This window comes from Pseudomonas sp. SWI36, from assembly GCF_002948105.1.
Classification (GTDB): domain Bacteria; phylum Pseudomonadota; class Gammaproteobacteria; order Pseudomonadales; family Pseudomonadaceae; genus Aquipseudomonas; species Aquipseudomonas alloputida.
Genome location: NZ_CP026675.1, coordinates 5,226,620 through 5,245,201, shown reverse-complemented (window position 1 = coordinate 5,245,201; position 18,582 = coordinate 5,226,620). Strand labels below are relative to the sequence as shown.

The window sequence follows — 18,582 nt, the reverse complement described above, 5'->3', positions numbered from 1 at the left end:
TGGCCGCCACGCTGCGGGCCTAGAAGTCGCGCTTGTAGAAGATGTCCAGTGAGCTTGCCAGCCCACTGGCGGCCTCGAGGTAGACCTTCTTGCTCAGCTTGTAACGCAATGCGATCGTGTTGGCCGGTTCGAACACGCCCACCCCGTAACGAAGGCTGAGCTTCTCGGTGATGTTACCGCTGGCGACCACGCTGGTGCTGTTGCCAGAACCTTCGGTATCCAGTTGAAAGTCGTCGATCCCCAGGCTCGACGCCAGGCTGCCGGTAATGCCGGCGCTCCCGGCAAGGCCCAGGCCCAGCGCTGCCTCGGCGAGCATGTTGTTATCTTCGCCGGTATTGCCCAATGGTCGGCCCAAGACCAGGTACGAAAGCGCCTGCTCCTGGCTCATGGCCGGCTCCGAGAACACTTTGGTCGTCGGCTGCTCGGCGCTGCCGCTCAGGCGGATGCCGGCTATCACATCGTCAACCTTGCGGATCGCTTCGATGTCCAGATACGGCTGGTCGATCGGGCCGGCGAACAGCAGACGCGCCCGGCGGATGGTGAGGCGCTGGCCGTAGGCACGGTAGCGGCCGTCTGCCAGGCTCAGTTCGCCACGGGTATCGAGGTTATCGCCGATGTGCACATGACCCAGCAGGTTGGCAGTCAGCCCGAAGCCGCTGAACGACAGCTTGTCGCGGCCGACTTCGACATCGATGTCCATGGCCATGGCCATGGGTGGTTTGCCTTCCTCGGTCTGGTGACCGACGATTACCGTGTCATCCGACACCTTGACCGTGGACGGCGGCAGCTCACGTACAGTGATCTTGCCCTTGGGCACCTGCACCTTGCCGGTCACCGCCAGCTTGTCATCGATCAGGCGCAAGGTCAGGTCCGGGGCAACTTCCAGTGTGGCGTAGGGCTCGACCGCGACCGGCAGTTGCTGGCCTTGCAGACGCACGTCCATGCCCAGTGCCTGCCCCCAGGTGAGGTTGCCGCTCAACTGGCCACGTCCCGCCTCGCCACTGCGCCAGTTACCGTTGAGCTGCACTTGCTCGCCGGCAATCAGCGCCTGCAATGACAGGTCCTGAAGGCTGGCCGGCAGCTCGGCGCCACTGACTTCGCCACCGCTGAGCATCAGGTTGCCGTTGACCTGAGGTGCCAGCAAGGTGCCTGAAAGCCGACCACTGCCATTGAGCTGCCCCGCCAGGCGTTCGACCATGGGCACGAATGGGCGGGCCACCGACAGGTCCAACCCGGCCAGGCGGAAATCACCCGACAACGGTTTGTTCTTGCCCAGCGGATCGAGCCGGGCGTTGACGTTCAGCTCACCCAGGCGCTCACCGCGAAACGCCAGGCGCGTATCGATGCGCCGCGGTGCCAGCGTGCTGTCCAGGCGCAGGGTCTGATAAGGGAAATCGATCCAGCGGCCTTTGTCGCGCACGCGCAGGGTGCCGCCACTGGCATCGACAACGACAGTGCCCTTGGGGCCGCTGGCCGGGATGTCCAGGTTGATGTCGGCATTGAGCAGGCCTTGCCAGGCAAAGTCCTTCGGCAGCCACTGGGCCAGGCTGCCCAGCGGGAACTGCTTGAGGTGGTAGCGCAGGCGCGGTTCGGGGGCCAGTCGCTGGTCGTCGCCACACAGGCTTGCCTGGCCGGAGCGCCAGCAGTGGGCCCCGAAGTCGAGCTGGCCGCTGGCCAGCCGCTGCAGGCGTGCAGGCGCCTGCAACTGCCAGTCCTGGCCACCGGCCTGGATTCGGCCCGTGGCCAGGCGCCCGCGCCAGTCACCTTTGTTCAACTGGCCATCCAGGCCAAGGTCGAGCTTGAGCTGCGGGCCGTCCAGCGCCAGGGTCAAGGCCTGTTGGCGAATGTCGCCCTTGCCGTTGGCCTGCAACGTGCCCAAGGCTGTTTCACCCAATTGGATACCGGTTGCCTTGAGCTCCACTACACCGCGTTGGGCGTTGTCCAGGCGGGCATCCAGGTCCAGCTGCTGTAGGCGGTTTTCGGCCTGGGCCAAGCGCTGGCCCTGCAGGGTGAGCGTACCTTGCGGGGCCTGCAAGGTGCCGGCGACATCCAGCCGGCCCTTGACCCGGCCTTGTAGCCTCGGCCACAGCTGGCCCAGGCGCGGCAAGTCAAGGTCGATTCGCCCAGCCAGGCGCTGTTGCAAGCTGCCACTGCCGTTGATGCGGTTTTCACCCAGCTGGATGGCCAGTGTGCCCAGGGTCCAGCTTTGCCCTGCCCCCTGGGCCTCGGCCTTGAGCATGGCTGGCTGGCCACGCAGGCGGCCTTTGAGGTCAAGCTGGGCATCCAGGGTAAGCGTATCGCCTTTCAGTTCGCCTTTGCTGCGCAGTGGCCCCGCCAGGGTACCCGGCAGTTCGGCCAGCCAATAGGCCGGGTCGAGCGCGGAGAGCTGCAGGTCGACATCCCAGGCCAGGGTGTCGGCAAAACGTACGGCGACACTGCCGGCTGCCTTGCCCTGGCCGGCGGTCAGCGCCAACTGCGGCAGTTTCACCTGGGTGAGGTCACCTTCGAACGGGCTGGCGATGCTGAACGCTCCCGCCGGGCCGTCCAGGTCCCCGGTGAAAGTCCCCTGGTAATTGCCATCGCGATAATGCACCTGGGTATTGAAGCGCTTGAGGGTGACTTCGGGCGGGGTCTCCATCGGGTACAGGCGCAACCACGGGAAGTCCTGCCAGTCCAGCTGCGCATCGGCGCTCAGGCCTTGCTGCCAGTCAGCCGTGGCTTGCAGCTTGACCCCTTGGCTGTCGCTGGCGGTAAGGTCCAGGGCATCGAGCCTGGCGCCTTTGCTGTCGACCAGACCGGACAGGACCAAGGCGATCGGTGACTGCTCGGCCGGCAGGCTGGCCTTGCCGGACAGTTTATAGCCATCGAGCAGATCGCCCTTGGCATCGAGCTCGAGCGCGTTCAATTGCAGGGTGTCAGGCAACGCACCAGCCGGCTTGAACGCCTCGGAGCGGATGTGCAAGGTCGCCGGCAGGTGCTCGGCCAGTGCCTGCAACTGCCCGCTCAATGTGGCATCGAGGTAACCACTGCTGGTGCCGGCGAGTTCCAACGTCTTCTGCAATTGGCCATTGGCCGTCAGTGCCAGTTGCCAGGGTTTTTCGTCTACCGCAGGCAACTGCAATTGCGCCTGTAGTGTTACCGGCCAGTCGCCTTCGGGTTGCAGGTCGCCCTGTAGGCTCAATTGCAGGTCGTCGCGCAGCAGTCGCAGGCTGTCGATGCGTATCCCGCTGTTGGTCCAGTGCGCAGCCAGTTGCAAATCGCCAAGCAGATCGCTTCCATCCAGGCGCAGCTGCCCGACCTTGACCTCGCCCAGTTCGATGGCCAGCGGCAAGCGCAGGGTCGGCAATTGCAGCGGGGCGCTCTCGGTGGGTTCGGTGCTTGGCGCAAAGGCCATGTCAATGCGGTCTGCCTGCAACCGGTCAATGCACAAGGTCGCGCGCAGCAAGCAGGCAGGCGACCAGGCCAGCAACGGCGCCTGCATCTCTACCGTGCTGCCGCCGTCGGCCCAGGTTAGCCGGCTGGCCTGCCAACTGCCCGCCAGGCGACCCTGGAAGTCGGCCACTTCAAGCCCGGGCACCTTGCCCAGTACCCAGCGGCTGCCGGCCTGGGTACCCAGCAGCAAGCCGAGCACCAGGCCCACGCTCGCGACGCCCCCCAGCAGGCCCAGTGAAGTAAATTTGATTACGCGTTTCACAGCTCGGGCCCCATGGAAAAGTGCAGGCGAATGCCCCCTTCGTCATCCAGCGCCTTGGCCAGGTCCAGGCGCAGCGGCCCGACTGGCGATACCCAGCGCACACCAAAGCCGACACCGGTCTTGAGGCTGGGCAGCTCCAGGTCGTTGAACGAGTTGCCTTGGTCGACGAACGTCGCGACCCGCCATTTTTCGGTCAACGAATACTGGTACTCGACACTGCCTGCCACCAGGTAGCGCCCGCCGATACGGTCACCGTCGCTGTTCTTTGGCGACAGGGTCTGGTAGTCGTAACCGCGCACACTCTGGTCGCCACCCGCGAAGAAACGCAGCGACGGCGGAATGTTGTTCTTGAAGCCATTGGTCGCACTGCCACCAAACTGTACGCGTCCGAGAAAGCGGTGGTTGTGGCCGAGTGTGGTCAGGCCTTTGAGCAATACGTTGCCGTGCAGCAGGTTGGTGTCGGACACCAGCCCTTCCTTGGCGCCTTGAACATCGAACTGCAGGCGATAGCCGTTGTGCGGATCGATACGGTTGTCACTGCGCAGGAAGGAAAAGCTGACGCCCGGCATCAGCAGGTTGCTCAAACCGGAGTCGTCACCCAGGCGATATTCTTCGCGTTGGTACTTGAGCGAAATCACCCGCTGCCAGCCACTGGGCAGCTTGCTGTGCCACTCGGGGCCGACCGTCAACAGCTTGCTGAGCGTGTCGGTGCCGGCAAGCTCCTCGTTCTGGTAGCCGCCGGCAAAGCGCAGCTTGTCGGTCAGCGGCGGGTCGAGGGGAATGTCATACCACAGGCCGACGTTCTGGCGCGGGGCCGACAGTTCGGTTTCCCAGCCATAGCTGTGGCCTTGTGGGTTGACCCAGTGGCGGGTCCAGTTGGCCTTGCCGCGCGGCCCGACGTCGGTCGAGAAGCCCAGGCCAAGGCCCATGGTGCGTGGTTTACGGGTTTCCAGATGAACATCCACCGGGACTTCTTCGCCCACAGCAGCAGTGGGCGCCGCATCCACGCGCACGCCTTCGAAATAGCCGCTCGATTGCAGGTCGTTGTTCAGCTCTGCGACCAGTTCCGAGTCGTAAGGGGTACCCGGCTTGAACGACACCATGCGCTGCAGCAGGTCCTCGTCCAGCGGTGTGTCGCCACCGAAGGTGACGGCGCCCAGGCGATAACGCGGGCCACTCTGGTAGACCAGTTCGATATCCGCCACACCGGCTTGCGGGTCGACGGCCAGGCGCTGGCTACTGAAGCGCCCACTGAAGAAGCCATAGCGCGACGCCTGGTTCTGGATCAACCGCTTGGCATCCTCGTAATGGCCGTGATTGAGTTGCTCACCCGGCCGCAGCGCCTTGCTGTCAGGCACGCGGAAGGCCTTCATCTCGCTTGCTGGGCCCTCGATGCGCACGGTCACGTTGCGCAGGCGAATCGGTTCGCCCGGGTTGATGCTGATGATCAGTTGTGGGGGATGGTCTGCGTCGCTGGCGGGCTTGACCTCGGTATCGATCTGCGCCTGATAGTAGCCAAGTGCCTGCGCCGCTTTGCGCGCCTGCTCCTCTGCCCCGCGACTGAAGCGCAAAAGTGCTTCTTCGTCGCGGTCACCCAATGTGCCTATATAGCCTTCGACATTGGCTTTGAGCGCCTTGTTGGCCGGCTTCACCTTCACCAACAACTCGCTCTGGCCCCATGCTGCGAAACTGGCGACCCAGAAAACCAGGCCCCAGGTCAATCTTCCTGAATACGTCATGCGGCGCATGCTACCAGAGCCGGGCGCTCAAGGGAGCCGCCTGGCGGCCTGTTCAGGCAAAAGCGGGTTTTGAAGAGACTGGATTAGGATGAAAGAACACCCTCTCTCGGATCGGTCCTACAGCTACTTCGCCAATTTCCTCATAACCCTGACGCTGGTAAAAAGCCAGGTAGTGCTCGTTACCGGTGTCCAGCACCACCCCTTGGGTGCCTGGGTCTTCCGCGCACCAGCCGTGCACGGCTTGTAACAATTGCTCGCCGTAATGCTTGCCCTGAAATTGCGGATGCACCCCCAGCAAAGGCAGCACATGCACCTGGTCAGTGGGCAGACAGCTGGCCAACGCAGCCTGGTAGTCCATGTAGCGCCGCGTACAGCGCAGGCCGGTACCCAGCATCATGCGCAGGCGCCAGGCCCAGCTGTCGGCCACGCCCAGCCTGCGCAGCGGCGGCACGATCAGGGCCAGGGCAATCAGGCGGTCCTCGACCAGCAGGCCAATGGCGGGCAGTTGCAGGTAGAAGTGCTGGCGCACCCATTCGCGCACCATCACCCGCAGACGCCGCTCATACCCCGGGCGCTGGGCTTCGAAGATATAGGCGAAGGTGGGCTCGTGGCGGTAGGCGTTGTACAGCAGCGAACGTGCCTCGCGGCTGTAACCATCGTCGAGCAGGCAGACACGGGCCGGGGCGGCTGTGGTTTCGGGCATTGCGGGCAGACCTCCTGGAATGGGCGTTCAGTGCCTTGGAGGTGCCCCAGCGCGCTTCGTTCACCCCCAACAGCACGTTAGCAGCAGGCTCGCCTGGCCGCCATGCTGGTGATGCAGGTCGATGTCGGCTAGCATCGCGCCTTTTACCGGGATTGTCTTTCCATGAAGATCGTCTGTTTCAACATCAACGGCCTGCGGGCCCGCCCGCATCAGCTGGCGGCGCTGATCGAAAAGCACCAGCCGGACGTGATCGGCCTGCAGGAAACCAAGGTCAGCGACGATCAGTTCCCGCTGGCCGACGTGCAGGCACTGGGTTACCACGTGCACTACCATGGCCAGAAAGGCCACTACGGCGTGGCCCTGCTGTCGCGCCAGGCGCCGCTGAGCCTGCACAAGGGCTTTGCCACCGACGAAGAAGATGCCCAGCGCCGCTTCATCTGGGGTACCTTCGCCGATGCCGACGGCAGCCCGATCACCATCATGAACGGCTATTTCCCCCAAGGTGAAAGCCGCGACCACCCCACCAAGTTCCCGGCCAAGCAGCGCTTCTACAGTGACCTGCAGGCACTGCTGGAAAGCCAGTTCCGCAACGACCATCCAGTGCTGGTGATGGGCGACATGAACATCTCGCCGCAAGACTGTGATATCGGCATCGGTCCGGACAACGCCAAACGCTGGCTGAAGACCGGCAAGTGCAGCTTCCTGCCGGAAGAGCGTGAGTGGATGGAACGTTTGAAAGGCTGGGGGTTGGTAGACAGCTTCCGCCACCTGTACCCGGACGTGACCGACCGTTTCAGCTGGTTCGACTACCGAAGCCGCGGCTTCGAGGACGAGCCCAAGCGCGGCCTGCGCATCGACCTGATCATGGCCTCGCAGCCGCTGGTGCCGCGCATCAAGGCAGCGGGCGTGGACTATGAGCTGCGCGGGATGGAAAAGCCGTCGGACCATGCGCCGATCTGGCTGGAGTTGAGCTGATTTTGGTGACGGGCCCAAGGTGCACGCCTTGGGCCCACACTCACAACCCCAACCTCAACGCTTCCCCCACCCCCGCCCCACGCACATCGTCCGCCGCGCTGACCAGGGCAAAGTTATAAGCCCCATGCGACCAGTACCGCGCCTCCAGCTGGCCATCGACCCGCTGCCCGTCCGGCATGCGCCGATAAAGGTTGCCCGGCGAGCGCAGGAACAGGCTGATGCGCTGGCCCTTGCCATCTTCGAACACCAGTAATGCAGCCGGCCCCTGCTCGTTGCTGAGCAAGCGCGCGCCCACCGGTTTGAAGCCATACCCCGCCAGGTCCGGTAACTGGCCCACCCGGCTGAAATGGCGGCCCAGCCAGTCGCGCAACTGCCCAGGATCACTGGCCTGGATATCCAGTGCTTCACTGCTGGCGAACAAACGGTGCGCCTGAACAGCATCAGCCATGGGCAGGTCGACCCGCGCCAGGGTTGCATCGCGCACTTGCCAGCCGCCCAAGCCCCCCACACCCAACGCCAGCATCACTACCGCCGCCGCAGCCCAGCGCCGCTGCCGACGCTGGCGCAATTGCCGACGCAACTGGCCAAGGTCCAGCTGCGCCGCACCGGGCAGCTCGCCCAACCCGGCCAGCGCTGTGCGCAGCCTTCGGGCATCGGCGCGCCAGCCTTCCACCCGTGCCGCAGCTTGCGGGTTGGCCGCCAGCCAGGCCTGCACCTCGGCCCGGCGCACAGGTTCCAGGCGCTCATCGACGTAAGCGTGCAATTCATCATCGCTGGGGATCAGGCGCGTCATTTCAGTCTCCGCAAGGCCGGGGGTTGGGGGTTGCCCTCGGTCAGTTCGCGCAAGGCATTGCGCGCGCGCGACAGGCGCGACATCACAGTGCCGATGGGGATGCCCAAGGCCTGGGCGGCCTCCTTGTAACTCAAGCCTTCGATGCTGACCAGCAACAACAAGGCACGCTGCTCCGCCGTCAGCCGGGCAAAGGCCTGCAGGTCGGCCTGTGCCAGGACGATGGTTTCGAGGTTGTCACCGGCCGGCTCATCGTCGTGCTCGTTACGGCCGAACCAGGACAACCAGCGCGCATGCAATCGCTCACGGCGCTTACCGTCGAGGAACTGTCGATACAGGATGGTGAACAGCCAGGCACGCAGGGCATCGGCGTCCCGTTGCTGGTCGCGACGGCTCAGGGCCCGCTCGACCGTAGCCTGCACCAGGTCGTCGGCGCTGCCCGGCTCGCGGGTCAGCCACACGGCAAAGCGGCGCAGGCGGGCCAGCAGCTCGCGCCACTGGTGGTCGTCCAAATCATGCATGGCTAGGTCCCGGCCTCTGGGGTTGTCAGTGTAAAGGGCAGACGCCTGTGAACAAATTCTATTCCCGATGAGGGAATAACTTTTTCTCTGACACGTCGTACTGGCACCTTCACTGAACCGGACGATGACCATGAACACACCCTTGCACGGCCCGGCCAAAGCCTTGCGCCTGGCCGCCATTGGCGGCGTGCTGCTGGCCGCAGGTGCCGGCTTTGCCTATGCCGCTGGCTGGCTCGGCGCCCCCCGACTGACGCCACAACGCATCATCGACACCTTCGAAGCCCAGGCCGGGCATTACCCAGGCTACCGCAAGAACCACGCCAAGGGCTTGTGCGTGAGCGGCTACTTCCAGGCCAGCGGGCAGGCCGCCAACCTGTCCACGGCGCGCGCCTTCAGCCAGCAACGGGTGCCGGTGGTTGGCCGCTTTGCCATTGGCGGTGCCAACCCGTTCGCCCCGGATACGGGTATACCGGTACGCAGCCTGGCGATTGAGCTGAGCACCGACGACGGCCAGGTCTGGCGGACGGGCATGAACAACCCTCCGGTGCTGGCAGTCAGCACGCCGCAAGCGTTCTACCAGCAAGTACTGGCGAGTGCACCAGACCCGGCGACCGGCAAACCGGACCCTGGCAAGCTGCAGGCGTTCTTCGCCGCCCACCCGGAAAGCGCGGCGTTTCGCCAATGGGCGGCGGGTTACAAACCCAGCGACAGCTTCGCCAACACGCAATACCACAGTATCAATGCCTTCCGCCTGATCGACGCAGCTGGCGCGGCGCATCCGGTGCGTTGGCAGCTCGAGCCACAAACTGCATTTGCAGCATTACCCGCGCAAGTTGATGACAAGCAATTCCTGCAACACGACTTGCAGCAGCGCCTTGCCCAAGGCCCGTTGCGCTGGACGCTGCGCCTGGTACTGGCCGAACCAGGCGATGCCGTGGACGACCCTGCACGGCCGTGGCCCGCCGAGCGGCGCAGCGTGGACGCCGGCACTCTGGTGCTGGAACAGGTCGACGCCCCCGAGCAAGGGGCCTGCCGCGACCTCAACTTCGACCCGCTGATCCTGCCGCGCGGTATAGAGGCGTCGGCCGACCCGATCCTCGCCGCCCGCTCGGCCGCCTATTCGGAATCGTTCAACCGCCGTAGCCGCGAATCGCTCAGCACCGGAGCCAAGCCATGAAACCTCAAGCCTTCCACCCTTTCGCCCGCTTGTTGCACTGGCTGATGGCCGTGCTGATTCTTGCCATGCTGTTCATCGGCGTGAGCATGGTCGCCGACCTGTCGCTACGCCACCCGGTGCTGATCAGCCTGCACAAGGCCACCGGGCTGGCCCTGCTGGTGCTGGTGGTACTGCGCATCGCTGTGCGCCTGACCCTACCTCACCCGCCCCTGCCGAACGACCTGCCAAAACTGCAGCGCTGGGCCGCCGGAGCCTCGCATCTGCTGCTCTATGGCCTGATGCTGGCCATGCCGCTGCTGGGCTGGGCCATGCTGTCGGCAGGCGATTACCCGCGCCCGCTCGGCTTGCCCGCCATCGCCCCCCACAACCTGCAGCTATATGCCGTGTTGCGCCAGGCCCATGGCTGGGCCGGCTACCTGCTGTTTGCCACGGTACTGGTGCATGTGGGGGCCGCCTTGATGCATGCGTGGGTGCGCCGTGACGGTGTGTTGCGTAGCATGTGGCCTGGCCCCTTGCACCGCAGCGAATGAACGGTAGCAGCACGGGGTTCGACAGTCGATAATGATTCCTAATAATATCGGTTTTGTTTGCCACTCTGCCCTGGACTGCCCATGAACGTCGCAAAGGATCCTGCAACCCTTCTGCCTGCCAGCACCCTGAACCTGCGCCCGCTGCTGCTGGCCAACATGGCCTGCACCATGTCGATGATGGCGTTCGTCGCCCTGATCGGCCCGATAGCCCGCCAGCTTGGCATGGCCACCTGGCAAGCCGGCGCCGCCGTGACCGTGGCCGGCGTGGTCTGGGTGCTGCTGGCCCGGCCCTGGGGCCGCGCGGCAGACCGCCTGGGCCGCCGGCGCATCCTGCTGCTGGGCAGCGCCGGCTTCACCCTGGCCTACTGGCTGCTGTGCCTGTTCGTCGAAGGCGCACTGCGTTGGATGCCGGGGGCGACCTTGGCGTTCATCGGCCTGATGATCGCGCGTGGTTGCATCGGCGCCTTTTATGCCGCCATCCCGGTAGGCTGCAACGCGCTGATCGCCGACCATGTGGAGCCGCAACGCCGGGCGCGGGCCATGGCCTCACTGGGGGCGGCCAACGCCGTCGGTCTGGTGGTCGGGCCGGCGCTGGCCGCACTGCTGGCGCGGCACAGCCTGAGCCTGCCGTTCCATATCATGTCGCTGCTGCCGGCCACTGCCTTCCTCGTGCTGTTTTTCACCCTCAAACCACAGGCGCTGCCGCACAGCCACGTCCCCAGCCCGGTGCGGCTGAACGACCCGCGCCTGCGCCGGCCGCTGCTGGTGGCATTCAGCGCCATGCTCAGCGTGACCGTGTCGCAGATCATCGTCGGTTTCTTTGCCCTTGACCGCTTGCATCTGGGCCCTGCCGAAGCGGCCCAGGCGGCTGGCATCGCCCTGACCACCGTGGGTGTGGCACTGATGCTGGCCCAGGTGATACTGCGCCAACTGGAGTGGCCACCGCTGAAGATGATCCGGGTGGGTGCCACGGTATCGGCACTGGGCTTTGCCTGTGGCTCGCTGGCCACCACGGCGCCGTGGCTGTGGGCTTGCTATTTTGTTGCGGCGGCCGGCATGGGCTTCGTCTTCCCGGCGTTTTCGGCACTGGCGGCCAATGCCATGCAGGCCACCGAACAAGGTGCCACGGCCGGTTCCATTGGCGCCGCCCAAGGCATGGGCGCGGTGATCGGGCCGCTCGCCGGTACCTTGGTGTATGCCCTTGATCCGCGCTTGCCATTCCTGGCCGTGGCCGTGCTGTTGCTGCTGGTCGGGCTGTGGCCGATGCCGCGTGAGCAGCGGGTTTGAGAAGCACAGCGCGCAAGGGCGCAGAGTGTGTTTTAATGCGCATCGCTCATTATTATTGACACCTCTGATTACAAGGCGGCTATGGACACGGGGACGCGACTCAAACTGGTGCGTGAACGCAACAACCTCTCCCAACGGGAACTGGCCCGTCGCAGCGGGCTGACCAATTCGACGATCTCGCAGATCGAGCAGAATCGCGTCAGCCCTTCGGTCAGCTCCCTGAAAAAACTGCTCGAAGGCATTCCCATGAGCCTGGCGGAGTTTTTCAGCTTCGACGAGCCGGTGCGTGAGGAACGCTACGTATTCCGTGGTGGCGAACAACCCGACCTGGGCCGCAATGGCCTGCGCATGCTGCTGGTCGGCGCCAGCGTCGAAGGCCGCCAAATGCGCATGCTGCGTGAGCTGTATGCACCCGGCGCCGACTCTGGCGAGCCGATCGTGCACGCTGAAGGCGAAGAATGCGGGTTGGTCACCCGTGGCACAGTCGAGCTGTGGGTCGACGGCCAGGTCAGCGTGCTCAATTCGGGCGACGGCTACTACATCCCTACGACCCTGCCGCACAGTTTCAAGAACATCGGCCCGGATGAGGCCGAGATCATCAGCGCCAACACGCCGGCGAATTTCTGATCTTGACCCACAGACCTTCACTGAGCGCCCGGGATGTCTATCAGTGCCTGCGTAATGTGGCCCTTGGCGTGCATCACCTTGAGGTGGCTGCACGCCGCGATGGCGGCCTGGTCGATGTCGGCATCCAGGGCTGGCAACTGACGTTGGCCCTGGATACCGAAGGCCTGTCGCATTGCGTTCATTGCCAAGCCCCCGACGGCGAACAGGCCGGCCTCGAACACTGGCAGCGCTATGGCACCAACCCCACCGACCTGCTCAGCCTGTGGGAGCGCACTCAGCTGGAGAGGCTGCTGGCCCCCTGACGTAGCGCCTCCTCGACAAAGTCCAGGCGGTCCTGGCCGAAGAACATCCCATCACCGACAAAACAGGTGGGCGCGCCAAACACCCCGCGCGCCACAGCGGCCTCGGTCGCCTGCTTTAGCGCTGCTTTTACTTCGCTGTCAGCGGCCAGGGCATGAAAAACCTGCGGGTCGAAGCCTGCCTGCGCGAGTGTTTCATTCAGCACAGCGCTGTCGCTCAGGTTGCGGCGCTGTACCCACAGCCCAGTGAACAGCACCGATAGCAATGCCTCGAACCGATCAGGTGAACGCAACTGGGTCCCTGTCACGCCGCGCATCAACGTCAGGGTATTGACCGGGAAGCCCGGCGGCATCCCGAACGGCACACCGTAGCGTTCGGCAAAGCGGGCCAGGTCGGTGAACATGTAGCGCCCTTTGGCCGGGATCATGGCCGGCGAAGCATTGCCGGTAGCCTGGAAAACCCCGCCAAGCAGCATTGGCCGGTAGCGCAGCGTAGCGCCGTGGCGGGCACACAGGTTCGGCAGTTGGGTCCAGGCCAGGTAGCTGGCCGGGCTACCCAGGTCAAAAAAGAAATCAACAGACGTTTGCATGGTGACGGTCCTTGCATGTTAACGGGGGTTACCAGCGTTCCATCCAGGGGCGCAGGTCCAGCTCGAAGGTCCAGGCATCGCGGGGCTGGGCGTGCAGGAACCAGTAACTGTCGGCAATGTGCGCCGGGTCAAGGATGCCATCCTGGTCCTTGAGGGCATAGCGCTCGGGGAAGCTGTCGCGGATGAAGGCCGTGTCGATGGCACCGTCCACCACCACATGGGCGACATGGATGTTGCGTGGCCCCAACTCGCGCGCCATGCTCTGCGCCAGGGCACGCAAGCCATGCTTGGCCCCGGCGAAGGCTGCAAAACCGGCTGCGCCGCGGGTACCGGCTGTAGCGCCGGTGAACAGGAGGGTGCCGCGCTCACGCTGAACCATGCGCCGGGCCACCGCCTGCGCGGTGAGGAAACCGGCAAAGCAGGCCATTTCCCAGATCTTGAAGTACTTGCGTGGGGTTTCCTCGAGGATGCTGCACGGCACATTCGCACCGATATTGAAGACAAATGCCTCAATCGGACCTATATCACGCTCGATAGTCTCTACCAGCTCGGCCACCTCCTCTTCCTTGCGCGCATCAGAGCCGAAACCGTAGGCCTGGCCGCCAGCGGCGTGTATTTCCTCCAGCAGCGGCTGCAGTTTGTCGGCCTGGCGACGGGTTACGCAGGCAATATAGCCCTCACGCGCAAAACGCTTGGCGATCTCGCCGCCAGTGGCGTCGCCCGCCCCGATCACCAGCACGACTTTTTGTTGTTCTGACATGCCTGCCTCCATTGGTAAATGATCGTTTAGTAAACGAACGCTATGTTATGATCGCGGTCATCGTCAAGCCTGTTTGCCGAGGCATGTGAATGCGCTATTCCAACGAACACAAACAGCAAACCCGCGAACGGTTGCTGGCCAGCAGCGGCGCGCTGGCCAAGCGCGGGGGTTTTGCCAGTACCGGCGTGGCCGGGTTGATGAAAGCGATCGGCCTGACCGGCGGTGCCTTCTACAACCACTTCCCGTCCAAGGACGACCTGTTTACCGAGGTGGTACGCCAGGAGCTGAGCAACAGCCCCCTCGCACGCCTGGCCAACCAGGGAGCCAACCGTGAACGCCTGGGCCGCTGCCTGCAGCAGTACCTGAGCCTGGCCCACCTGCGCAATGCCGAAGGTGGATGCCCGTTGCCGCCGCTGGGTGTGGAAATCGCCCGGGCCGACACGCCGGTGCGTGAAGTGGCTGAGCACTGGCTGGTAGAACTGCACCGGGCCTGGAGCACAACCCTGGAGGATGAGCAGCTGGCCTGGGTGCTGATCAGCCAGTGCGTAGGGGCATTGCTGGTCGGGCGCATGCTGGCCAGTGAAAGCGTGCAAGCGCAGGTACTGGGCGCCAGCCGCCAGTTTGTCGAACAGGCCCTGCATGAGGCGGATTAGTGCCCTGCTGGGTTTTCTATTGGCCCTCCCTGCGCTTGCCGAACAGGCCTGCCCGCCTGGGCAGTATCAAGTGTGTCTGATGGGCTGCTTTTGCGCACCGATCGATCCAGGCCAGGCCGGGCAGATCCTCAAGGATGTGGAGGTCATGGCCTCGTCCAGCCTGGCATACGCCTTGCGCCAGGCCCGCGACGAAGCCACGGCCAGCGGTGTGCAGCCGATTCCGTTGCATATTCGGGCGCAGCTGGAACCCTGGTATGACTTTGCCGTGCTCGACGCGGCGCGCTTCCGGGTGGGGGATGAGCAACAGATCAGCGCAGCCAATGCGCTATTGCAGAACCCCGATGTGAACGCCGTTACACTGATCGACACGATCATCTTCCGCCGGGCCGCCGATGCCGAGGACAACGTGGCCTTGTGGGCGCACGAGCTCAAGCATGTGCAGCAGTATCAGGAGCTGGGCGTGGAGGAGTTTGCCCGACGCTATACGCGCAACTTCGACGACCTGGAGGGGCCGGCCTACAAGATCGAGGCCGAAGTCGACAAGGCGCTGCGCGAGCGTCGTTCAGGCCTGGCCCGCTGATCGCTGCCATTACGCTCCACATCTACAGCGCCTGTCTTGCCCGGCGCAAAATTCAGCCGTTAGCGCCTGCGCCCAATCACCAATGTGTGTCCACCCCCAATCAGGTGTAGGAGCGGGTTTACCCGCGAATACGGTAGCGGCCACAACGCTGAACGGCGGGTGGAGATTGGCCAGAAGGCCCGGCCTCTTCGCGGCTATCACCCCTTTGATACGACCAAGCTTTTCAGCTCTCAGCACCGCAGAAAAGCTTGACCGCCAACACAGCATCTACATGGGAACGTAAAGGCGCTCAAGACACCGCCGAAGCCTCCACCGCCTGCTCACGGCTGGCATAACGCTGCGCCAGCACAGCACACACCATCAGCTGTATCTGGTGGAACAGCATCAGCGGCAGGATCATCGCGCCAATGCCACTGCCCACGAACAACACCTGGGCCATGGGCACACCCGTAGCCAGGCTTTTCTTGGAGCCGGCAAACAGGATGGTGATGCGATCCTCAAGGTCAAAGCCCAGCGCCTTGCCAAGCAAGCGGGTGCCAAACAGCACCACTGCCAGCAGAATTGCGCACACCACGAACAACCCCGCCAAGTGCTGCGGCGATACGGTGTGCCACAAACCGGTAACCACGGCCTCACTGAAGGCGGTGTACACCACCAGCAGGATCGAACCCTGGTCCACCACCTTGAGACAGCGCGCATTGCGCTTGACCCAGGCGCCGATCCAGCGCCGCGCAACCTGCCCGGCAACGAACGGCACCAGCAGCTGCAAAGTGATCTTCAACACCGCATCCAGGCCGGAACCTGTATCACCACTGGCACCCAGCAACAACATCACCAGCAACGGGGTGAGGAAGATACCCAACAGGCTGGAGGCCGCTGCGCTGCAGATGGCCGCCGGCACGTTACCGCGGGCCAGCGAGGTAAAGGCAATGGCCGACTGCACGGTTGCAGGCAAGGCACACAGGTACAGGATGCCAAGGTAAAGCTCGTTACCCACCAGCGGTAGAAACAGAGGTTTGAACGCCAGGCCCAGCAGCGGGAACAATACGAAAGTACAGGAGAACACCAGTAGGTGCAGGCGCCAGTGCCCGGCACCGGCAATGATGGCTTCACGGGACAGTTTGGCGCCATGCAGGAAGAACAACAGGCCAATGGCCAGGTTGGTCAGCCAGCCGAAATACACCGCGCCATCGCCCGAGCAAGGCAGTACGGTGGCGATGAGTACCACACCGAGCAAGGCCAGGGTGAAATTGTCAAATAACATGCGCAAATACTTCATCACTGTATCCATCTTGTCATGGTGGGTGGGCAGACGATAAGGTCTTTGGCTCCCCGTCGCTAACGCCGGAACCCCGAGTGGTATCGCTCAACGGACACGCTCCACAAAAGGACTCACCATGCTCCGCCCACGTCTGGCTGCACTTGCAGCCGCCATTACCCTTGCCTTAGGCCATGCCAGCGCCCAGGCCGACGACCAGTTACAGGCCAAGGTCGACCAGATCATCCGCCCGCTCATGCAGGAACAAGGCATCACCGGCATGGCTGTGGCCATCTATGCACGCGACCACGCGCATTACTTCAGCTACGGTGTGGCCAGCAAGGCCGACAACGTACCGGTCAGCCGCGATACGCTGTTCGAGATCGGTTCGCTGAGCAAGACCTACACGGCCACCCTGGCCGCGCTTGCCAGCGCCGAGGGCAAGCTTGACCTCGAGGCCCCGGCCAAGCGCTATCACCCGGCATTGGCCGGCGTCCCCATCGGCGACGCGACGGTGCTGGAACTGGGCGCCTATAGCGCCGACTGCCTGCCACTGCAGTTCCCCGACACCGTACAAACACCGCAACAGGTAGTCGATTTCTTCCGCCACTGGCAACCTCGTGCCAAACCTGGCACCCAGCGCTGCTACTCCAACCCCAGCCTGGGTTTGTTCGGTGACCTGGCCGCCCGTGCGCAGCATCAACCGTTTTCCACGCTGATGAGTGAGGGCCTGCTGACGAAGATGGGCCTGAAAAATACCTACCTTCAGGTTCCGGCCAGCGCTCAGGGGCTTTATGCCCAAGGGTATGACGCCGACGACAAGCCGGTGCGTGTAGGGCCCGGCCCTTACGCCGATGAGGCCTACGGCATCAAAACCAGCGCCAGCGACCTGCTGCGCTATGTGCGGTTGCACATGCAGCCGCAGGGCCTGCCACCGGCCCTGGCGAAAGCCACCGCTATTACCCAGCAGGGCTACTTCCAGGTTGGCGCCATGACGCAAGGCCTGGGCTGGGAACGCTACCCCTACCCGGTCACGCTGAGCACACTGATCGATGGCAACAGCCCACAGCTGATCCGCGAACCGCAGGCCACCACTCGCTTGCAGCCGGCCCTGCCCGCGCTGCCGGCAGCTTGGTACAACAAGACCGGCGCCACCAACGGCTTCGGCGCGTACGCCGCGTTCGTGCCGGCAGAACAGCTGGCAGTCGTGCTGCTGGCCAATCGGAATTACCCCAACCAGGCGCGGGTTCAAGCCGCCTTCGACATCCTTTCCGGCTTATAACGCGAGCTTTGATTGTCGGACAAAACGACAGAATGTAGTGAGCAAAAATATTCACTACAAAATGGTTGACGCCGTTCATCGCGCTTGGGCATGATGAAGCCGTCTCCCCGATCGGGAGCGGTGGCAAGGGTGTTCCAGACGGCCTGCGCGGTAACGCAGGCCGTCCGTGGAGAGGGAAACTGTCCAAAAGGCAGCGTGAGAAAGCCCCTGTTGCGATGCTGCTGTAGCAGCCTTGGTAGTGCGCTACACCGTGATAGCGCCAACTGTGAAAATCACCTACGAATGGGTAATGGGGGCTTTATGATGAACTTGAACAACAATCCGACTATCGACCAATTGGCCCAGCTGTTCGCCGTGCGCAAGGACAGCCTTGACGACCATTTGCTGTGGGTTAGCCAAACCGGTGAAGTGCGCCTCGACCGCCTGCCACCGAACACCGTCGAAGATGAATTTGAAGAGCACCTGCCCAGCATGCGTGCCCGCTTCAAGGTCTACCGCCGTGGCCAAGGCTACGTCGGCAAGAAAGCCGCCGCCGACACTGAATTCGTTGGCCGCGTGCTGCAGACCCTGCAACAAGAATGGCCCGCTGCCCGTGAGCAGCAGGCAGTCAAGGTGATCGAACCGCTGAATTGAGGGTTCGCACCCTTACCAGAGCCCGGCCTGCATAGGCCGGGCTTTTTCATGCCTGGCGCCGCTGCAGACGGGTTTCCGGCAGAGGCAAGGCGCCTGTTGCCATCGCCCGGGCGCGGTCGACACCCCACACCAGCGCACGGGTCATGGTCTCGCCCGGCAGCGCGGGGTAATACTCTTCCAGCAACGCCCGCCCATCCCCGGCGTACAACCCCAGAAACAGCTGCGTCGCCCCCAGGCGCGACAAGCGCACCTGCACGTCCAGTGTGGTGCCGTCGCTGAGTGCTTCGTCGTGGCAGCGGCTGTGCAGCTGTGCGTCGGCCCACTGCCAATAGGTTTCTTCCCTGACTCGCATGAGCATTCAATCCTCCGTTGCTGGAATGCCGCGTCAGAAAACCACAGGCCGGGCCATCCGGCGAGCGCTACCGGGCAATACCATGAGGCGGATCAACGAATGGCAATAAAAACCCCGCCGTTGGGCGGGGGG

At 63.9% G+C, this 18,582-nt stretch carries 19 protein-coding genes; 10 read left to right on the top strand and 9 right to left on the bottom strand.

The window, feature by feature from the left end:
- Positions 1–19: 19 nt before the first annotated feature.
- The 3 genes from C4Q27_RS24990 to C4Q27_RS24980 are packed head-to-tail and all read right to left on the bottom strand — an operon-like array spanning position 20 to position 6,136.
- The gene (locus tag C4Q27_RS24990; protein ID WP_104887518.1) at positions 20–3,694 is read right to left on the bottom strand and encodes a translocation/assembly module TamB domain-containing protein; all 3,675 of its coding nucleotides are present in this window, start codon (positions 3,692–3,694) and stop codon (positions 20–22) included.
- Positions 3,691–5,433, bottom strand: a complete 1,743-nt coding sequence (locus tag C4Q27_RS24985; RefSeq protein WP_104887882.1) for an autotransporter assembly complex family protein — start codon at positions 5,431–5,433, stop codon at positions 3,691–3,693. Before C4Q27_RS24985 ends, C4Q27_RS24990 begins: the two co-directional genes overlap by 4 nt.
- 52 nt (positions 5,434–5,485) lie before the next feature.
- The gene (locus C4Q27_RS24980) at positions 5,486–6,136 is read right to left on the bottom strand and encodes an N-acetyltransferase (protein ID WP_104887517.1); all 651 of its coding nucleotides are present in this window, start codon (positions 6,134–6,136) and stop codon (positions 5,486–5,488) included.
- 162 nt (positions 6,137–6,298) lie between these two features.
- Here C4Q27_RS24980 and xthA point away from each other — a divergent pair, with 162 nt between their 5' ends.
- Entirely contained in the window at positions 6,299–7,111 is an 813-nt protein-coding gene (gene xthA, locus C4Q27_RS24975; protein ID WP_020192971.1) for an exodeoxyribonuclease III, read from the top strand.
- A 40-nt stretch (positions 7,112–7,151) separates the two neighbouring features.
- Here xthA and C4Q27_RS24970 read toward each other — a convergent pair whose 3' ends face one another.
- Both C4Q27_RS24970 and C4Q27_RS24965 read right to left on the bottom strand, forming a co-directional pair.
- Positions 7,152–7,904, bottom strand: a complete 753-nt coding sequence (locus tag C4Q27_RS24970; RefSeq protein ID WP_104887516.1) for an anti-sigma factor — start codon at positions 7,902–7,904, stop codon at positions 7,152–7,154.
- Positions 7,901–8,422: a sigma-70 family RNA polymerase sigma factor gene (locus C4Q27_RS24965; RefSeq protein ID WP_019437145.1), complete on the bottom strand. Its 522-nt coding sequence runs from the start codon at positions 8,420–8,422 to the stop codon at positions 7,901–7,903. Before C4Q27_RS24965 ends, C4Q27_RS24970 begins: the two co-directional genes overlap by 4 nt.
- Positions 8,423–8,546: 124 nt before the next feature.
- On the opposite strand from C4Q27_RS24965, the gene C4Q27_RS24960 reads away from it, so the two are divergent.
- The 5 genes from C4Q27_RS24960 to C4Q27_RS24940 all read left to right on the top strand — a co-directional run bounded on the left by C4Q27_RS24960 (position 8,547) and on the right by C4Q27_RS24940 (position 12,345).
- Positions 8,547–9,599, top strand: a complete 1,053-nt coding sequence (locus C4Q27_RS24960; RefSeq protein WP_010953791.1) for a catalase family peroxidase — start codon at positions 8,547–8,549, stop codon at positions 9,597–9,599.
- Positions 9,596–10,129, top strand: a complete 534-nt coding sequence (locus tag C4Q27_RS24955; protein ID WP_064491068.1) for a cytochrome b — start codon at positions 9,596–9,598, stop codon at positions 10,127–10,129. Before C4Q27_RS24960 ends, C4Q27_RS24955 begins: the two co-directional genes overlap by 4 nt.
- Positions 10,130–10,210: 81 nt before the next feature.
- Positions 10,211–11,416 (top strand): MFS transporter, encoded by a 1,206-nt coding sequence (locus C4Q27_RS24950; RefSeq protein WP_064491067.1) that lies wholly within the window; start codon positions 10,211–10,213, stop codon positions 11,414–11,416.
- Between the two features lie 81 nt (positions 11,417–11,497).
- Positions 11,498–12,043 carry a cupin domain-containing protein gene (locus C4Q27_RS24945; RefSeq protein ID WP_003248033.1) on the top strand — a complete coding sequence of 182 codons (546 nt, stop codon included), beginning with the start codon at positions 11,498–11,500 and terminating at the stop codon, positions 12,041–12,043.
- A gap of 2 nt (positions 12,044–12,045) precedes the next feature.
- Positions 12,046–12,345 (top strand): hypothetical protein, encoded by a 300-nt coding sequence (locus tag C4Q27_RS24940; protein ID WP_231114224.1) that lies wholly within the window; start codon positions 12,046–12,048, stop codon positions 12,343–12,345.
- On the opposite strand, the gene C4Q27_RS24935 is transcribed toward C4Q27_RS24940, so the two are convergent.
- Together C4Q27_RS24935 and C4Q27_RS24930 are read right to left on the bottom strand one after the other, a co-directional pair.
- Positions 12,318–12,932 carry a 2-hydroxychromene-2-carboxylate isomerase gene (locus C4Q27_RS24935; RefSeq protein WP_020192977.1) on the bottom strand — a complete coding sequence of 205 codons (615 nt, stop codon included), beginning with the start codon at positions 12,930–12,932 and terminating at the stop codon, positions 12,318–12,320. The genes C4Q27_RS24940 and C4Q27_RS24935 overlap by 28 nt on opposite strands.
- A 28-nt stretch (positions 12,933–12,960) precedes the next feature.
- A complete protein-coding gene (locus tag C4Q27_RS24930) occupies positions 12,961–13,692 on the bottom strand; it encodes an SDR family oxidoreductase (RefSeq protein WP_064491066.1) in 732 nt (243 codons plus the stop codon).
- Between the two features lie 89 nt (positions 13,693–13,781).
- Between C4Q27_RS24930 and C4Q27_RS24925 the strand changes: the two genes are divergently transcribed.
- Both C4Q27_RS24925 and C4Q27_RS24920 read left to right on the top strand, forming a co-directional pair.
- On the top strand, positions 13,782–14,345 hold the full coding sequence (locus tag C4Q27_RS24925) for a TetR/AcrR family transcriptional regulator (RefSeq protein ID WP_020193790.1): 564 nt from the start codon (positions 13,782–13,784) through the stop codon (positions 14,343–14,345).
- On the top strand, positions 14,332–14,925 hold the full coding sequence (locus C4Q27_RS24920; RefSeq protein ID WP_064491064.1) for a DUF4157 domain-containing protein: 594 nt from the start codon (positions 14,332–14,334) through the stop codon (positions 14,923–14,925). The genes C4Q27_RS24925 and C4Q27_RS24920 overlap by 14 nt, the downstream gene beginning before the upstream one ends.
- A gap of 289 nt (positions 14,926–15,214) precedes the next feature.
- Here the strand turns inward: C4Q27_RS24920 and C4Q27_RS24910 are convergent, their stop codons facing one another.
- Complete coding sequence (locus C4Q27_RS24910) at positions 15,215–16,216, bottom strand: bile acid:sodium symporter family protein (protein ID WP_104887515.1); 1,002 nt, start codon at positions 16,214–16,216, stop codon at positions 15,215–15,217.
- Positions 16,217–16,322: 106 nt separating this feature from the next.
- Between C4Q27_RS24910 and ampC the strand changes: the two genes are divergently transcribed.
- Both ampC and C4Q27_RS24900 read left to right on the top strand, forming a co-directional pair.
- On the top strand, positions 16,323–17,465 hold the full coding sequence (gene ampC, locus C4Q27_RS24905; protein ID WP_014591258.1) for a class C beta-lactamase: 1,143 nt from the start codon (positions 16,323–16,325) through the stop codon (positions 17,463–17,465).
- 300 nt (positions 17,466–17,765) lie between these two features.
- Positions 17,766–18,098, top strand: coding sequence for a hypothetical protein (locus tag C4Q27_RS24900; protein WP_003253895.1), 333 nt, complete (start codon positions 17,766–17,768; stop codon positions 18,096–18,098).
- A gap of 46 nt (positions 18,099–18,144) precedes the next feature.
- Here C4Q27_RS24900 and C4Q27_RS24895 read toward each other — a convergent pair whose 3' ends face one another.
- Positions 18,145–18,456, bottom strand: coding sequence for a hypothetical protein (locus C4Q27_RS24895; protein ID WP_010953779.1), 312 nt, complete (start codon positions 18,454–18,456; stop codon positions 18,145–18,147).
- Positions 18,457–18,582 lie beyond the last annotated feature (126 nt).

Excerpts from the sequence above, each read along its gene's own strand:
- C4Q27_RS24985 (WP_104887882.1), bottom strand. The coding sequence starts at position 5,433 with ATGACGTATTCAGGAAGATTGACCTGGGGCCTGGTTTTCTGGGTCGCC.
- C4Q27_RS24980 (WP_104887517.1), bottom strand. The coding sequence starts at position 6,136 with ATGCCCGAAACCACAGCCGCCCCGGCCCGTGTCTGCCTGCTCGACGAT.
- xthA (WP_020192971.1), top strand. The coding sequence starts at position 6,299 with ATGAAGATCGTCTGTTTCAACATCAACGGCCTGCGGGCCCGCCCGCAT.
- C4Q27_RS24970 (WP_104887516.1), bottom strand. The coding sequence starts at position 7,904 with ATGACGCGCCTGATCCCCAGCGATGATGAATTGCACGCTTACGTCGAT.
- C4Q27_RS24965 (WP_019437145.1), bottom strand. The coding sequence starts at position 8,422 with ATGCATGATTTGGACGACCACCAGTGGCGCGAGCTGCTGGCCCGCCTG.
- C4Q27_RS24960 (WP_010953791.1), top strand. The coding sequence starts at position 8,547 with ATGACCATGAACACACCCTTGCACGGCCCGGCCAAAGCCTTGCGCCTG.
- C4Q27_RS24955 (WP_064491068.1), top strand. The coding sequence starts at position 9,596 with ATGAAACCTCAAGCCTTCCACCCTTTCGCCCGCTTGTTGCACTGGCTG.
- C4Q27_RS24950 (WP_064491067.1), top strand. The coding sequence starts at position 10,211 with ATGAACGTCGCAAAGGATCCTGCAACCCTTCTGCCTGCCAGCACCCTG.
- C4Q27_RS24945 (WP_003248033.1), top strand. The coding sequence starts at position 11,498 with ATGGACACGGGGACGCGACTCAAACTGGTGCGTGAACGCAACAACCTC.
- C4Q27_RS24935 (WP_020192977.1), bottom strand. The coding sequence starts at position 12,932 with ATGCAAACGTCTGTTGATTTCTTTTTTGACCTGGGTAGCCCGGCCAGC.
- C4Q27_RS24930 (WP_064491066.1), bottom strand. The coding sequence starts at position 13,692 with ATGTCAGAACAACAAAAAGTCGTGCTGGTGATCGGGGCGGGCGACGCC.
- C4Q27_RS24925 (WP_020193790.1), top strand. The coding sequence starts at position 13,782 with ATGCGCTATTCCAACGAACACAAACAGCAAACCCGCGAACGGTTGCTG.
- C4Q27_RS24920 (WP_064491064.1), top strand. The coding sequence starts at position 14,332 with ATGAGGCGGATTAGTGCCCTGCTGGGTTTTCTATTGGCCCTCCCTGCG.
- C4Q27_RS24910 (WP_104887515.1), bottom strand. The coding sequence starts at position 16,216 with ATGGATACAGTGATGAAGTATTTGCGCATGTTATTTGACAATTTCACC.
- ampC (WP_014591258.1), top strand. The coding sequence starts at position 16,323 with ATGCTCCGCCCACGTCTGGCTGCACTTGCAGCCGCCATTACCCTTGCC.
- C4Q27_RS24900 (WP_003253895.1), top strand. The coding sequence starts at position 17,766 with ATGATGAACTTGAACAACAATCCGACTATCGACCAATTGGCCCAGCTG.
- C4Q27_RS24895 (WP_010953779.1), bottom strand. The coding sequence starts at position 18,456 with ATGCTCATGCGAGTCAGGGAAGAAACCTATTGGCAGTGGGCCGACGCA.